At 55.4% G+C, this 15,605-nt stretch carries 15 protein-coding genes and 1 pseudogene; 11 read left to right on the top strand and 5 right to left on the bottom strand.

Annotated elements, in window-relative coordinates:
* Positions 1-133: 133 nt before the first annotated feature.
* Positions 134-1,834, bottom strand: coding sequence for an integrase repeat-containing protein (locus H3Z84_RS15540; RefSeq protein WP_228285893.1), 1,701 nt, complete (start codon positions 1,832-1,834; stop codon positions 134-136).
* Complete coding sequence (gene gmtY / locus H3Z84_RS15535; protein WP_092033916.1) at positions 1,824-3,203, bottom strand: gamma-mobile-trio recombinase GmtY; 1,380 nt, start codon at positions 3,201-3,203, stop codon at positions 1,824-1,826. The genes H3Z84_RS15540 and gmtY overlap by 11 nt, the downstream gene beginning before the upstream one ends.
* Before the next feature lie 640 nt (positions 3,204-3,843).
* On the opposite strand from gmtY, the gene H3Z84_RS15530 reads away from it, so the two are divergent.
* Complete coding sequence (locus tag H3Z84_RS15530; RefSeq protein ID WP_199458113.1) at positions 3,844-4,452, top strand: hypothetical protein; 609 nt, start codon at positions 3,844-3,846, stop codon at positions 4,450-4,452.
* 277 nt (positions 4,453-4,729) lie between these two features.
* Here H3Z84_RS15530 and H3Z84_RS15525 read toward each other — a convergent pair whose 3' ends face one another.
* Positions 4,730-6,127: a DEAD/DEAH box helicase gene (locus tag H3Z84_RS15525; protein WP_228285901.1), complete on the bottom strand. Its 1,398-nt coding sequence runs from the start codon at positions 6,125-6,127 to the stop codon at positions 4,730-4,732.
* Complete coding sequence (locus H3Z84_RS15520; RefSeq protein WP_199458109.1) at positions 6,127-6,678, bottom strand: hypothetical protein; 552 nt, start codon at positions 6,676-6,678, stop codon at positions 6,127-6,129. Before H3Z84_RS15520 ends, H3Z84_RS15525 begins: the two co-directional genes overlap by 1 nt.
* A 115-nt stretch (positions 6,679-6,793) precedes the next feature.
* Here H3Z84_RS15520 and H3Z84_RS15515 point away from each other — a divergent pair, with 115 nt between their 5' ends.
* The 10 genes and pseudogenes from H3Z84_RS15515 (at position 6,794) to H3Z84_RS15470 (ending at position 15,276) form a co-directional block, all read left to right on the top strand.
* On the top strand, positions 6,794-7,012 hold the full coding sequence (locus tag H3Z84_RS15515; protein WP_199458108.1) for a helix-turn-helix domain-containing protein: 219 nt from the start codon (positions 6,794-6,796) through the stop codon (positions 7,010-7,012).
* A 98-nt stretch (positions 7,013-7,110) separates the two neighbouring features.
* Positions 7,111-8,095, top strand: a pseudogene (locus H3Z84_RS15510) (transposase); the annotation flags it as partial.
* 564 nt (positions 8,096-8,659) lie between these two features.
* On the top strand, positions 8,660-9,913 hold the full coding sequence (glyA, locus tag H3Z84_RS15505; protein ID WP_022987739.1) for a serine hydroxymethyltransferase: 1,254 nt from the start codon (positions 8,660-8,662) through the stop codon (positions 9,911-9,913).
* A 74-nt stretch (positions 9,914-9,987) separates the two neighbouring features.
* Entirely contained in the window at positions 9,988-10,506 is a 519-nt protein-coding gene (nrdR, locus tag H3Z84_RS15500) for a transcriptional regulator NrdR (protein WP_022987740.1), read from the top strand.
* Positions 10,503-11,618, top strand: a complete 1,116-nt coding sequence (gene ribD, locus H3Z84_RS15495) for a bifunctional diaminohydroxyphosphoribosylaminopyrimidine deaminase/5-amino-6-(5-phosphoribosylamino)uracil reductase RibD (protein ID WP_199458107.1) — start codon at positions 10,503-10,505, stop codon at positions 11,616-11,618. Before nrdR ends, ribD begins: the two co-directional genes overlap by 4 nt.
* A gap of 63 nt (positions 11,619-11,681) precedes the next feature.
* Positions 11,682-12,797, top strand: coding sequence for a bifunctional 3,4-dihydroxy-2-butanone-4-phosphate synthase/GTP cyclohydrolase II (gene ribBA, locus H3Z84_RS15490; protein ID WP_022987742.1), 1,116 nt, complete (start codon positions 11,682-11,684; stop codon positions 12,795-12,797).
* A 48-nt stretch (positions 12,798-12,845) separates the two neighbouring features.
* A complete protein-coding gene (gene ribE / locus H3Z84_RS15485) occupies positions 12,846-13,322 on the top strand; it encodes a 6,7-dimethyl-8-ribityllumazine synthase (RefSeq protein ID WP_022987743.1) in 477 nt (158 codons plus the stop codon).
* Positions 13,322-13,798: a transcription antitermination factor NusB gene (gene nusB / locus H3Z84_RS15480; RefSeq protein WP_022987744.1), complete on the top strand. Its 477-nt coding sequence runs from the start codon at positions 13,322-13,324 to the stop codon at positions 13,796-13,798. Before ribE ends, nusB begins: the two co-directional genes overlap by 1 nt.
* Before the next feature lie 3 nt (positions 13,799-13,801).
* Positions 13,802-14,752: a thiamine-phosphate kinase gene (gene thiL, locus H3Z84_RS15475; protein WP_199458106.1), complete on the top strand. Its 951-nt coding sequence runs from the start codon at positions 13,802-13,804 to the stop codon at positions 14,750-14,752.
* A gap of 14 nt (positions 14,753-14,766) precedes the next feature.
* Positions 14,767-15,276: a phosphatidylglycerophosphatase A gene (locus H3Z84_RS15470; protein ID WP_094625711.1), complete on the top strand. Its 510-nt coding sequence runs from the start codon at positions 14,767-14,769 to the stop codon at positions 15,274-15,276.
* A gap of 9 nt (positions 15,277-15,285) precedes the next feature.
* Here the strand turns inward: H3Z84_RS15470 and H3Z84_RS15465 are convergent, their stop codons facing one another.
* On the bottom strand, positions 15,286-15,489 hold the full coding sequence (locus H3Z84_RS15465) for a DUF6316 family protein (protein WP_022987747.1): 204 nt from the start codon (positions 15,487-15,489) through the stop codon (positions 15,286-15,288).
* Between the last annotated feature and the right edge of the window lie 116 nt (positions 15,490-15,605).

Raw genomic sequence — 15,605 nt, 5'->3', positions numbered from 1 at the left:
CAGGCAAAGTTGACGGGCACTGAGACTTCGGAGTAAGAAGAGAAACCCCGCGTCGCTACGCTCCGATGGGTGGCAGCCTTGCTCCGGTCCGGGTGGCAGGCTTCACGTGGAATGGGTGGCAACCTTCAGCGGTTTACGCATCCAAAATCCACTCGAAAAAAGCGGAACAGGCGTTATGCCTTGATTTTTTTACAGTATCCGCGGTGGCATTTATAAAGTTTTCGTACGCTCGCTCATTAAACGGGATATCCCTTGACAACATGGCTCCCGGATCGTCAACCAAGCCCAACTTGTCCACGTAAAATCTAAGGAATGCTCTCAAATGTGAGTATTTGTTGGATTGGCCTGTACCAGCCTCTACATAACACTGAATGGCTTTCCAAAACTCGGGGTATTTGCTGGTCAGTTCTCGATTAATGGCGTTTTCGTTGCCCAGGAAGTGAGGCCAACTTATCCAATCTTCGGCATAAAATTGGTTTGGGGTCGATACCAGCTTCGGGTCTTTTTCGTAGCCCCTGAAGTATTCCGCCCCTGATTTAAACCCCAAGCGTTGAGCGGCTTCGGACGCCTCGGCGACAGTGGCGTACCTCTTCACGGGGCGCTCAATGCCAAGGTAGCTGTACCAATCATCCCAATCTTCGGCATAGAAGTCGTTGGGAGATACTGTCAGCTTCGGGTCTTTTTTGTAGTCCTTCTGGTATTCCTTAATTGATTTGAATCCCAGGCGCTGAGCGGCTTCGGACGCCTCGGCGAGGGTCGCGTACTTTTCTCTGGGGCGCTCATTGCCAAGAAAACTGTACCAATCGGCCCAATGTTTGCCATAGATTTCGTCGGGATGGGATGGCAGCTTCGGGTCTTGTTTGTAGCCCTCTTTGTATTCTGTGGACGTTTTGAATCCCAAGCGCTGAGCGGCTTCGGACGCCTCGGCGAGCGTCGCGTACTTGCCGTCGGGGCGTTCAGTGCCAAGGAAGCTGTACCAGTTACTCCAATCTTCGGCATAGAATTGACCGGGAGAAGCTGGCAGCTTCGGGTCTTTTTGGTAGTCCTCAAAGTATTCCGTCTGTGTTTTGACCCCCAAGCGTTGAGCGGCTTCGGACGCCTCGGCAACAGTGGCGTACTTCTCACTGGGGCGTTCAGTGCCAAGGAAGCTATACCAATCATCCCAATCTTCGGCATAGAAAACTGCGGGTTGTGATGGCAGCTTCGGGTCTTTTTGGTAGTCCTCAAAGTATTCCGTCTGTGTTTTGAACCCCAGGCGCTGAGCGGCTTCGGACGCCTCGGCAAGCGCCGCGTACCTCTCGGGGCGCTCAACGCCAAGGAAGCTATACCAATCATCCCAATCTCCGGCATAACTTCGGTGGGGATTCGATGGCAGCTTCGGGTCTTTTTGATAGTCATCAAAGTATTCGGTGCGTGTTCTGAAGCCCAATCGCTGAGCGGCTTCGGACGCCTCGGCGAGCGTCACGTACTTTTCTATGGGGCGCGCATTGCGAAGGAAGTTGGGCCAATCAGCCCAATCTTCGGCATAGTGTTTGTCGGGAGCTGCTGGCAGCTTCGGGTCTTTTTTGTAGCCCTTGTTGTATTCATCTCTTATTTTGAATCCCAAGCGTTGAGCGGCCTCGGACGCCTCGGCGACAGTGGCGTACTTCTCACCGGGGCGCTCAGTGCCAAGGAAGCTATACCAATCACCCCAATCTCCGGCATAGAATTGGTCGGGATTTGCTGGCAGCTTCGAATCGTTTCGGTAGCTCTTCTTGTATTCCGGCTGCGTTTTGAATCCCAAGCGCTGAGCGGCTTCTGAGGCTTCGGCGAGCGTGGCGTACTTAGTTGTCATGAATGAGTTCTTTCTTGATTGGAGAAATTAAGCCGTGCTCGGGCGACAATCTGCTCAAATGCGCCCGCATCTGCTTATCAGTGAGTTCGGTGTAGACCTGCTGACTTTCTATCGATTTATGGTGTAGGGCGTTTTTAATGATCAGAGAATCAGCGTTTGCATCAGCCAGAGCTTGCCCATACGAGTGTCGGTGGGCGTGCGCTGTCGTTCCCGCTTCTTTTGAAAACGGTAAACCAATTCTTTCAACGGCTCTTTTAAGCGATTGGTTATAGCCTTTGATTGAGTGCGGAGCGCCTGATTGCGTCGTGAATGCAAACGGATGTTTACCGCCATCGGGGTATCGCTGGTAGGTCAGGTAAAGCCGCCAAAGGTCGTTAAAGGTTTCACCAGCACTTCTTGGAAACCACCAAACCAGAAGAAAGTGGCGACTTTCATTGTCCTCTTTGGGCGCTTTCCAACCTGCATGCAGCGTATGGGATTTCGAATATTCAAATCGCGGTTGCATCCCATACTTGTTGAGCAACTCTTCGCGCCTGCTGGGGCCGTTTAGACGGGGCCGCCCTTTATCGGGATGAAAAATTTTGACCAGTGCGGTTCCGTCCTCCCACGGCACGACATCTTCTATCCAAAGGTGAAAGCACTCGCTGAGCCTGAGTCCGCCGTAATGCATCAGCATGGTAATGAGCACATTCTTCAGGTCCAAGCGCTCATGAACTACGTCGCTCGTTTCAAAGCCATATCGCGTAAGGCCATTCCACAAGAGGTCGTCAATTCGTCCAGGAGGAAAGCTTTTCTTACCCTCATTGCCGTTCGAACGCGACACCCTCCTGGGCATAACCTTCCGGAAATAAGCAGGGGCTGGTTTGTTAGCCCAAAGGTGGGAAAGAAAAGCCCGCCGTTTCTTTTGGTAGAAGGCTGCGAGGCCCATCCACTCCTCGTAACGAGTAGGTTTTACCGTTGGGTTTATCTGAAGCTTTTTCTCTTCATACTGCTCGGAGAGCCAGTCTGTGTATTGTGTTATGAGGCTGATTAGAAAGTTCGCGTCCTTATCCTCGCGTGGTTTCCACCGCAGCCAACTCGGATCGCTACCGTCCTCGCCAATCGTTCCGGTGTAGAGGCTGTTTGAAAACTCCTGAAACAGTTGGTGAGGAGTTTCAAAGCAGTCTTTATTCTGATTCGTGTAATCGATGAGGAGTCGAACCGCAAACGCGCTCCTGTCTTTCCAGCTCCGAGACTTGTATCGATGAACGATCAAATAATCCAAATAACTTTTCAGCAAACCATCTTGGGTGACGATCACCGGAAGACTTATCTTCGTCCCCGTGTTGTCTACTTTGATATTTGCCTCTATGCAGACGCTGTTCAGCACGCAATTTCCAATTGGTCAAATAGTATATTCGTGATTCCACTATATATGCATGTATGCTCAAAAAAAACCAGATTTCGACTTCTGGCATAGGTTTTTGATGCTTTTTAGGATATTTTTTCTATTCCACTAAGTAGTAAGGGAGCTAAAGGACCCGACGAATGGCTGCCGCCGGCTGGCCAGTGCAGCTATGTAGCTCGTTTCATTCGGGTGGTAAAGTTATACGGCCTCAAGCCCTCCTCCCGGGAGTTGGAATGGTTTCGGGCGTTTCTGGAGGAGTGTCGTCGTTGAATCAATCGTCCGGGATCACCATTAGTCACGGAATTGGGGCCTGTTTTGGCTATACGTCATAGAGTCTGTGGTCAAATCTGCCAGTCTTTTTGTGTGAGTGGTAGGAAATACGGAGCCAGTTCGGTTTTCCTGTAAGCGACAAATGTTCAGAAAAAGCAGGAGAACACATCACCGGTGTGATTCTTACGTTGTCACCGAATTCAGGCAAAAGCCCCGTCAGGCATACTCTGACAAGGTGTCGTACCTTAATGCTAGTAACGAGGGGCGCTTAGCACCGACAACGAAGTAACGGTACCAAAACTGCCATTACAGGTTGAGATACACTGGTAGGAAATACGGAGCACGCACCGATATGGCTACAAAACGCCCGACCGAAAAAGAACTCCTGGACGGCCTCGATGCCCACACTGCCCATGCCGACGAGCTGGCTGAACCGCTCCCTCAGGAGCTTACGCCTCTGGAACGACTCAAGGGCTCAGTCAAACGTTACGAGCGGCCAACTGATCCTGTCTGGGACGAATACGCGGGCAAAAACAATGCTGAGCGAAACGCTGACCTACGCCTCCCTGCCGAGCTAGAAGACCTCGTCACCGAGCTTGAAAGCAAGCTGATAGATCATTTGCGCCCACTGACAGTGCAAATTTATGAAGGAGCCTTGAAGGCAGCGCAAAGGCAGGTCTCAGAGACATCTCGTGAACTGAAGCAGCTACAGTCGGACGTAGAAGCTGAAATCCAGGACGCGAAAACCATCATCGAAGAACTGGAGCAACGACTGACACACACCACTAACCAGTTGCAAGAGTCGACGTTGGAACTTAAGCAATCGCAGGAAGCGAGTTATCAGTTCGAGCGACAAGCAATTGCACTTGGGGCCGAGGTTAAACAACTTCGAGAAAACTCAACGTATGAAGAGTTGATGAAAAGAATTATTGCACTCGAAAGCAAAGGTGAGGATGACTGACCTCCATCGCACATCTTGGAAGTGATACCTCTGGCGAGGTTCCTTGTCGTGCTTCGGACACCAGAGAAATACGCTGGGTGCCCATACTATTAAAAGTGCAAAGATGTATGTAGGAGGCAGAACGAAGCCAGGCCTCTCCCTGGCAGTCACACCACTATGCAGGTGTCGCTCTCGCCTGGCATCCATGCCGGCGGTGAGTCCTACGGTCATCCTAACCAAGGAGCTCATGAATAGGTTAATTGCTTCAATCTAAATGTGCTGCGTACGGAGTCACAGGTCACACCACTTTATTTTCGAATAGTGACAGTATCTCACTCCAATAATGGTTGCTCATAGAAAGCTCCGCGGACTCTCTTCGTCCGGCAGACTCCACTTCATTATCGAGAGTGTACTCGGAGCCAAAGTTAAGATCCCACCCTGAGATCTCATTGCCCTTGGCTATAATCTGGCCTTTTCCGGAGTTATCCGGATTCTGTTTCGAAGCTTTGGGTGAAAACGAAACCACATTCTGTTCCGGAAGGTCTTCACCGATTCTTCGCGCGAATTCTGTGAGGCTCGGTTCCGCAAGAATATAAAGCCAGCCTCCAATCTCTGACGGTTCACCGGCCTGGCGCCGCAGTATTCGTCCAAGAACTTGCCGAAAATGGAGTTCGGTTCGGATTCTGCTGAGGTGGCAGCACACTTGCAGCCTCGGAATGTCCGTTCCTTCGCTAATCATGCCCACAGAGATGATCCAAGGATCTTGGGACATTCTGAACTTATTGATTGTTTCGTGAGCGTCTGGTGTTCGACAACTGACAACGACGGACCTTTCACCCAGCGCCGCAAGTCTGGTCGCAATATGCTCTGCATGTGCGACGGTCGCTGCGACAACTAAGCCGCCGGCATTGGGGATTCGATGTCGAATCGCAGATAGTTTGTCTGATGCCTCCGAGAGCGTGTGGTCGATTACCTCATCTCGAAAAAGAAAGTCTGGATAAGAAATATGACCGTGCTTGATGGTCTCGCGAATACTCGAATAGGTTTTAAGGCCGATCTCAGAAGATCTCAGGTGGATCTCTCGATTATCCGTGAGCACGATCTTTGGGGCTCTGCATACCCCATCTGCGATTGCACGCCTGAGACCGTAATCATAGTCGCAATGTAGTTCGCCGTCTGGCTGCGTATATCGAGCCAAGGCGATGGGCGTATCGTCTGTTCTCCAGGGTGTTCCAGATAATGCGATGGTAAAGGATGCATTACCCTGAATTCGGTCTAGTATGATCCTCCCCCAACTGTTACCAAGCGTAAAGTCGTCCGAGCTGACTCCTGAGCAGTGATGGATTTCGTCCAAGACTACCAGCACTCGATGATCGCTCAACACGCGCCAAAGCTCCTTTGGCAGCGTGCCCATCGATTGATAAGTATAGGACCCGCCGGCAGCGCCAATGCGCCCATTGAACGTTCGTCCAAGAATATTGCTAAAAGTGCTGGCAACGCTTTGGGATATTGCTCGTGACGGGGAAAAACATACAACGAAATCAATCTTGTCTTGCTCAAACAGCGCCTTGGCTAAAGATGCGACCATAACGGTTTTTCCTGCCGCTGGCGTAGCATGACACAGAAAATGGGTTTGGTGCTCGAGGGATAACAGGGCCTGAGCAATGCACTCGCTCTGCCAAGCGCGGAGTTTCATCATGAGGTAAGGCCAATTTTGGTGATCACAGACTCAACTGCCCGAAGTTGCCCAAGCAGTTTCGTACTCCTCTCCCGAGACTCCAAATATTGCTCCTTCACAGCACCTCGAAGCGCGGGGTATTTGTTATAGAGACGTTGATACTCCTCCGCTTCCCCAATGCTGGCGACAAGTTCAACTCTTCTTTGGGAAAGCTCTTCTTGCAGGGCCCGCTGCGTCTCCCCATCCATCGTCGACTCAGTATCATGATCACGACTTTCAAACGGGGACGGCTTATCCTCAAGCTGAACATTTGAACGCTCTGGGCAGAAAATGAATTTGCACCCGCGGCCGGTTGATCCGTGGTGTCTTTCAACCAGCTTGGCTGATTCCAGTCGCAATAGTTCTCTATAGATATATTTTCGGAGCTGGTTGCGACTTGGTCGCTGACCTTCTGAAATCTGAAGCACATAGAGATCCCGAAGATCGGTGGTTGAGAAAGGAGCGTCTGATTGCCTCAGCAACAGTTCGATCAGCGTCTTATCGACTTGCAATGACTGTAAATTTTCCATCCAAAGGCCCAGTTGGTCTGTGTGTCGATCTGGTCGACCCTGTAAAATGGGTAGTATATGCCGTGGCCCCTTATGCCTCAAGCAACCATAGTCTTGCCTTTTGCGAGGGCAAGAAATGGGCTCACCGGTTTGTGTGGCGTTTGGCCAGAATCTACGGGCTATCCGAAAATCTAAAGGTTTATCGCAAGAGCGTCTTGCTTACGAAGCAGGAATAGACAGGAGCTATGTAGGGAAGATAGAGAGAGGCGAGGTAAACGTTACAATTGAAAAGATATACATGTTCGCGAACTTTCTCGAATGTTCCCCCAAGGAATTAGTGCCCGACTTGCAATAGCCCTAGCCCGGATTTCTCGCGCGGCACAAAAAACGGCTGAAAGTGATATATTTTCAGGGTGTTACACCATCAAAAAAACGCCAGCGGCCGTTTTCAAAATGGCGCCTGAAAAACTGACTTTCTCGCCACTAGCTCGCCGTAAGATTGAAGCCGATTTTCCGGGGGGGCGCATCACCTCCGATGCCAGATTACTGCTGCTCCTGTAGTAGACAAGCAATATCGACTGACTCACCGCTTGGCCATGGTACTGCAAGATCCGAAAACGCCGCAGCTGGTGCGGCACAAGCTGGACAAGATCGTTCGTCAACGTGTATTTGGCGTGGCTGCTGGCTATAAGACCTCAATTGCCACGTAGCCTTACGCTTTGATAAGGCGCTTCAGTCGGCAGTTGGCCGCGGCAGCGATCTGGGTGGCAAATCCACGTTATGTCGGATGGATGGAGTAGCGGGCGGACCGGCAAGTTCTTCAATGGCTACTATGACTACGATTGCTACTTCCCGCTGTACGTGTTCTGTGGTCGCCACCTTCTGGCCAGTTACCTGCGCACAAGCAGCTGCAGCGATAGCCGGCACAGCTGAACTATTCTGGCGCGCTTTATCCGGCAGTACTGGCCTGATATCCGCATCGTGTTCCGTGGTGACAGTGGTTTTCATTACCCTCGGATACTGAGCTGGTGTAACCGGAACGATGCCGATTATCTTGTCGACATCAGCAAGAACAGTCATCTGTTCAAGGAGGTCGATGTGCCCATGATGCTATTACAGAGAACACTGGGCAGCTCGGCGAAAAAGTAGCGCAGACCTTCCGCTTCCAGTACCAGTCCAAGTCCTGGAAATACCCTCCCTGGGTGATGGCTTTCCTGGAGGAATGCGAGCTGGGGTCCAGCCCCCCCCCTGATTCATCATCAGCTCCTGCGGCGATGAGGGCTCTAAGCTCAATAGCCTAGCATTACATTGCCCGAGGCGGCTGATCTTGTCAGGCTTTGCCTACACCTTGTTCGAGCGTATGAACGACAGTACGCTACGACTCAAGTTGATCAAGGTCGGCGCGGTCATCATCCTCAATACCTGACGCATAAGGGTATAGAGGAGCAAGGCCTTTCTTTACCGGGACGAGCTCACGGATCTGGTTCGTCGGCTGATAAGGATAGAAAATCGAAGCCAGCACTCATTCAAAATAGATTTTTCGATATCGTCAGTCAGGGGCATGCGTTTTGTAACCTTTCGGGCCATATTTGGCATTAGCGTTACAAAAAAACGCTGAATACTAGGTTTTGTTTTTCTTGTCTTTCTTTAGGGTTATGTTTTTTAGGACTTTTCAGGTTAAATTGTGTCTCGGTTACAAAAATTCATGAGGTTTTAGGGCATACTGGGCCATGTCGGCTAAAACCTCTTTGTTCCGTGGCAAAAAGTCACTAAGGCAGGCCCACTCACAACCTGCCTGAAAACAGAACCCCGTAAGGTATCTAAACCCCAAAGGGATAGCAATTGAGCAAAAACCGGGATCACCGGTGTGCCGGTATCTGCGGACGGCATAAAGGATGATTTCTAACCCGTAATCGCGATAGAATAGCGGCCCAAAATTTCAGGGGTTACGGCCTGCACAGGGGCAGCGCCGGGCCAGCATACAGACAGGGGCAGCACATCCATGTTTAATCGTGATATGAAAATCGCCGGATTCGATGACGCATTGTGGAACGCCATGCAGGCGGAAGAGAAGCGTCAGGAAGCGCACATCGAGCTGATCGCATCCGAAAACTACACCAGCCCGCGGGTGATGGAAGCCCAGGGCAGCGTGCTGACCAACAAATACGCCGAAGGCTACCCCGGCAAGCGCTACTACGGTGGTTGCGAGTTTGTCGATATTGCCGAGCAGCTGGCCATTGACCGTGCCAAGGAGCTGTTTGGTGCCGCCTACGCCAACGTGCAGCCGCACTCCGGTTCCCAGGCTAACTCCGCCGTATTCATGGCGCTGCTCAAGCCCGGCGACACCGTTCTGGGTATGAGCCTGGCCCACGGTGGTCACCTGACCCACGGTGCCAGCGTGAACTTCTCCGGCAAGATCTACCACGCCGTCCAGTATGGCCTGAACCCGGAAACCGGCCTGATCGACTACGACGAAGTGGAAGCCCTGGCCGTTGAGAACAAGCCGAAGATGATTATTGCCGGCTTCTCTGCCTACTCCCAGGAGCTGGACTTTGCCCGCTTCCGCGCCATCGCGGACAAAGTGGGTGCCTACCTGTTTGTAGACATGGCCCACGTGGCGGGCCTGGTTGCCGCTGGCGTGTATCCGGACCCGGTTCCACACGCCCACGTAGTGGCGACCACTACCCACAAAACCCTGCGCGGTCCCCGTGGCGGCCTGATCCTGGCCTGCGACGACGAAGACCTGCAGAAGAAACTGAACTCCGCCGTCTTCCCGGGTGGCCAGGGTGGCCCGCTGATGCACGTCATCGCGGCCAAGGCTGTGTGTTTCAAGGAAGCCATGAGCGACGAGTTCAAGGCCTACCAACAGCAGGTAGTTAAGAACGCTGCCGCCATGGCCGAAGTGTTCATCGAGCGCGGCTTTGACGTGGTTTCCGGTGGCACCAAAAACCACCTGTTCCTGGTCAGCCTGATCAAGCAAGACATCACCGGTAAAGATGCCGACGCCGCCCTGGGCCGTGCTCACATCACTGTAAACAAGAACGCCGTTCCGAACGATCCGCGTTCGCCGTTCGTCACCTCCGGCCTGCGTATCGGTACTCCGGCGGTTACTACTCGCGGCTTTGGTGAGCAGGAGTGCCGTGACCTGGCCGGCTGGATGTGCGACATCCTCGACAACCTTGAAGACGACGCCGTCATCAGCCGCGTACGTGAACAGGTTGAAGCGGTGTGCGCCCGCTTCCCGGTTTACGGCTGAATCGCACGGTAGTGTGCCTGCCCGGGTGCTCCGCAAGGACCACCCGGGTTCTTCCTTTCCGGAGCCTGTGAATTATGCATTGTCCTTTCTGTGGTGAAGCCGATACCAAGGTGATTGATTCACGTCTGGTGGCCGAGGGCGACCAGGTGCGCCGCCGCAGGGAGTGCTTGTCCTGCCACGAGCGTTTTACCACCTTTGAAACCGCCGAGCTGGTGATGCCCCGAGTGGTGAAACAGGACGGCACCCGTCAGCCCTTTGATGAAGAAAAGCTGCGGGCAGGGCTGATGAAGGCACTGGAAAAGCGGCCGGTGAGCATCGAGCAGATCGATGCCGCCCTGAACCGGATCAAATACCGCCTGAGAGCCACCGGCGAGCGTGAAGTAAAATCCATGCAGCTGGGCGAAGAGGTAATGACTGAACTGCGCCAGCTCGACAAAGTGGCCTATGTACGCTTTGCCTCGGTGTATCGCAGCTTTCAGGACATCAACGAGTTCAAGGAAGAAATCGAGCGCTTGTCTCAGGGTAATAGCGATGCCGCCGTGGATGTTGCCCGTGTGCTGGCGGATAACCAGTCAGACAAAGGCAAAGAATGATTTCAGACCGTGACCGGGCAATGATGGCCCGGGCCATCCAGCTGGCGTGGCGCGGCCGTTATTCCACCCATCCGAACCCCAGGGTTGGCTGCGTGATCGCCAGGGGTAACCGGATTGTTGGTGAAGGCTGGCACGAGCGAGCCGGCGAGGCCCATGCGGAAGTGCGGGCCCTGAGCCAGGCCGGGTATGAAGCCCGGGGCGCTACGGCCTACGTTACCCTTGAGCCCTGCAGCCACTACGGCCGCACGCCGCCCTGTGCGAAGGCGCTGATAGAGGCCGGAGTTGCCCAGGTGTTTGCGGCAACGACAGACCCCAATCCCTCGGTGTCTGGCCGGGGGCTGGATATGCTGCGGGACGCCGGTATCCGGGTTACTGAAGGCCTGATGGGGGATGAAGCCGCCCGCCTGAATCCGGGTTTTATGAAACGTATGCGCACCGGACGGCCCTGGGTACGGCTTAAGATGGCCGCGAGCCTGGATGGCCGCACCGCCATGGCTTCCGGTGAAAGCCAGTGGATTACCGGGCCCGAGGCACGACAAGACGTGCAAAGGCTGCGGGCCATGAGTGATGCTATTCTGACAGGTGTCGGTACGGTTTTGGCCGATGATCCGTCCCTGACGGTGCGTCGGGACGAAATGGGCGATATCGGCGATGCCACTGATCCGTCGCGTCAGCCGCTGCGGGTGATTGCAGACCGCGATGCCCGTACACCGTCCTCAGCCCGGATTCTTCGGGGTGGTAACGTGCAGGTGTTCTGTGCCAGCTCCACCCAGGCCACCGGCCCGGCGCAGGATTTGGCGGCACTGGGTGTTCGCCTCACCGGCGTGGCCTGGAAAGACAACGGCGTGGATGTCTCCGAGTTGCTGGATGCCCTGGGTGAACTGGGCATCAACGAATTACTGGTAGAGGCCGGCCCGACACTGGCAGGCACCTTTATCAACGAGAACCTGGTAGACGAACTCTGGCTCTACCAGGCACCGGTTTTTCTGGGCAGTACCGGGCGCCCGACCGCCCACCTGCCCATCGAAGTCATGGCAGACAAAGTGCAATGGAAGGTGCTGGATCGCCGCCAGGTAGGAGAGGATCAGCGATTGATCCTGGCCCGCCACTAAACATTCAATTCATTCCTCCGTGCCTTCAATGGTGAGGGCAGGAGTGACAGGGTGCGGAACCGTATGGCACTGAACAGTATTGAAGAAATTATCGAAGATATCCGTCAGGGCAAGATGGTTATCCTGATGGACGACGAGGATCGCGAAAACGAAGGCGACCTGGTAATGGCAGCAGAACACTGCACGCCGGAAGCCATCAACTTTATGGCGAGGTTCGGCCGCGGCCTGATCTGCATGCCCATGACCCGGCAGCGTTGCGAACAGCTGGGCCTGCCGCTGATGGTTCAGCAGAACGCCTCCGGCTTCGGCACCAAGTTCACGCTGTCTATCGAAGCCCGTGAAGGCGTCACCACCGGCATCTCGGCCGCTGACCGCGCCCGCACCGTACAGGCTGCCGTAGCGCGCGATGCCAAGGCGTCTGACCTGGTTCAGCCGGGCCATATCTTCCCGCTGATGTCCGATCCCGGCGGTGTATTGAGCCGTGCCGGCCACACCGAAGCCTCCTGTGACCTGGCTGCGCTGGCCGGTTGCGAACCGGCGGGTGTGATCTGCGAGATCATGAATGACGATGGGTCCATGGCCCGCCGTGAAGACCTGGAACGCTTTGCCGAAGAGCACGGCCTTAAGGTCGGCACCATCGCAGACCTGATCCACTACCGCACCATGAACGAGAAAACCGTGGAGTGTGTGGAAGAGCACGAGCTGGATACCGAATATGGCGTGTTCAAGTTGCGCACCTACCGGGACAATGTTCAGGGTGCCACCCACCTGGCCATGGTGATGGGCGACATCAGCCCGGATGAGCCGGTGTTTGTGCGGGTGCATATTACCGACACCCTGCGCGACCTGCTGGGTGCCCGGCGCAAGGATTCCCGCAGCTGGCCGCTGCACCATGCCCTTGAAAAAGTGGCCACTGAAGGGCGCGGCGTGGTGGTTCTGCTCAACAGTGCGGAAGACACCTACAACCTGGAAGACCGTATCCAGGAATTCTACGACCAGGGCCCGAAGTCAGCAGGCAAGGGCAGCTCCGGTGTGTACTTTACCGTGGGTACCGGTTCCCAGATTTTGCGCGACATCGGCGTGGGCAAAATGCGTCTGCTGAGCCCGCCTGTGAAATTCTCCGCCATCTCCGGTTTCGACCTGGAAGTGGTGGAATACGTACCCTATACCCACGAATGATCAACCCGGCTGCCGCCCTGATTCCGGCAGCCCGCGAAGGAGCCCGAGATGGCAGATATCAAAGTAATTGAAGGTGATTTTACCCAGTGCAGCGGCCGTTACGCGCTGGTGGTTGGCCGGTTTAACGGCTTTGTTGTAGAAAGCCTGGTGGAAGGTGCGGTAGATACCCTGCGCCGCCACGGTATTGCCGATGACGACATCACCATTATCCGCGTACCGGGTGCCTACGAAATGCCGCTGGCGGTCAAGCGTGTGGCGGAAACCTCCGACTACGACGCCATCATCGCCCTGGGCGCAGTGATTCGTGGTGGTACTCCACACTTTGAATACGTAGCCGGTGAAGCCTCCAGTGGCCTGGGCGCTGTCAGCCTGGAAACCGACGTGCCGGTCACCTTCGGTGTACTGACCGTGGACTCCATCGAGCAGGCCATCGAGCGCTCCGGCACCAAGGCCGGTAACAAAGGTGCGGAAGCTGCGATTACTGCCCTGGAAATGGTCAGTCTGTTCAAAAAGTTGGGTGAGTAATGAGCGAAGCGGGTGATACCTCTCCCCAACCGGGGAAAACCAGCCAGCCAAAAGCTGGCGACCGCCGCCGGGCACGGGCCCTTGCTATGCAGGGCCTGTATCAGCGGCACTTCAGCAAGTCTCCGATCTCTGATATTGAAGCCGAGTTCATGGTTGATAACGACATGAGCAAGGTGGATATCATGTACTTCCGCGACCTGCTGCGGGGCGTACACCGGGAGCAGGCCGAACTGGACAGGCTGATCGAGCCATTCCTCGACCGTCCCCTGAAAGAGGTGGACCCGGTTGAACTGGCCATCGTGCGCCTGGGTGCCTACGAGCTGAAATGCCGTATCGATGTGCCCTATAAAGTGGTGATCAACGAAGGTATCGAAATGGCCAAGCGCTTTGGCGGTACTGAAGGCCACAAGTTCGTGAACAGTGTGCTGGACAAGCTCAGCCGCCGCCTGCGGCTGGCCGAAACCCGTCCACGCTGATTCATGGGTGAATTCGAGCTGATCCGGCAGTACTTCCAGCCGCTGGCAAGCAACGCCAGGAACGATCAGCTTGTGCTTGGCCCCGGCGATGACTGCGCCATCCAGCGGGTGCCGCCGGGCCGCGACCTGGTGTTTTCAGTGGATACCCTGGTAGAGGGTGTCCACTTTCCCCCTCACTATGCTCCTTCCCACCTTGGTTGGCGGTCACTGGCAGTAGCCGTCAGTGACCTGGCGGCCATGGGCGCCGAGCCTGTTTGCTTTACCCTGGCCCTGAGCCTGCCGGAAGCAGATTCCGACTGGCTGGCGGGCTTTGCCGAAGGGCTGTCCCGGGCCAGCCAGGCGTTCGGTATTACCCTGGCCGGCGGTGACACCACCCGAGGCCCGTTAACGATCACTATCCAGGTTCATGGCACCGTAAAGGCCGGCCAGGCTTTGTTGCGCTCCGGCGCCCGAGAGGGTGACCGGGTATGCGTAACCGGCCCGCTGGGCAACGCCGGTGCTGCGCTGGACTATCTTGAGGATCCGGAACCGGGCGCACGGCAAAGGGCCCTGCTGGCCAGCTACCATAGCCCGCAACCTCAACTGAAACTCGGGGCAAGCCTGGCCGGTAAGGCCAGCGCAGCTATCGATATTTCTGACGGCCTGCTGGCAGACTTACAGCAGATTCTGGAGGCGTCTGGTGTGGGCGCCGAACTGGATGTGGCCAGCATTCCGATGTCGGAAGAGCTCAGGCAGTTGCAGGGAGCGCGGGCGCTGGACCTGGCCCTGACCGCCGGTGACGACTACCAGCTGTGCCTGACCATCGCCCCGGAAGCACTGGCCGCGCTGCCTGCGCCAGTCCGTGAACAACTGACGGTGATCGGCCGGATTGTGCCGGAGCCGGGGCTGACGTTAGCAGGCGCGCCTGCCGGCTACCAAACCCAGGGATATGACCATTTCGGGAGGTCTGATTGACAGACGATAACTTGATGCATGAACCGGATGCTCCGGCTGCGATCCTGCCGCCGGGCTTTCTGCGCCATCCGGTGCATTTCCTGGCCTTCGGCTTTGGCAGTGGTGCTGCGCCGAAAGCACCTGGCACCTGGGGTAGCCTGGCCGCTATTCCTGTGTGGTATGCGTTCGCCTGGTTGCCACCGATGGCTTACTGGCTGGTGGTGTTGGCTGCCTTTCTGGTGGGGATCTGGCTGTGCGGTAAAACCGCCGACGACCTGAAAGTGCACGACCACGGTGGCATCGTATGGGACGAGTTCGTGGGCATGTGGATTGCCCTGGGGCTGTTCCCGGACCAGATTTACGGCGTGCTGATGGCGTTCATGCTGTTCCGCTTCTTTGATGTGCTCAAGCCCTGGCCTATAAACTGGCTGGATGCCCGGCTACCCGGCGGGCTGGGAATTATGGTAGATGACGTCGTGGCAGGCATCATGGCGCTGGCCTGCCTGTGGGGAATCGACACCTGGGTGATGCCCTATATCGTGTAACGGTGCTGTTCAGTGCAGCTGCGGCTCGTCTGGCAGCATACGCACCACGTGCAGGAACCGCTTCAGCCCGATTTCCGCTCGCTCACGGGTGGCGAAGGGGCCGCTGTCAAAGCCTTCCCGGGTGGTGAAATACCACTTGCTGCCAACACAGAAAAATCGGCTGCTGCGAAAGGGTGGTGGTCCGTCTTCTCCGGTTCTTCGCTGGGTGTCCATGGTAACCTCCCGAGCTTTGATTGCGCAGTTTAAGGTTTGACGTTCTTTCCCTGAGCCCCGGGTATGTTCAGAATGCTTGGCAGTTGTCAGTCACGTGTCCTAGCCCACTGAAGGGC

Source organism: Marinobacter sp. bablab_jr003, from assembly GCF_016464245.1.
GTDB lineage: Bacteria > Pseudomonadota > Gammaproteobacteria > Pseudomonadales > Oleiphilaceae > Marinobacter > Marinobacter vinifirmus.
Note: the sequence above shows the minus strand (reverse complement) of the source record. Positions and strands in the feature narration are given on the sequence as shown.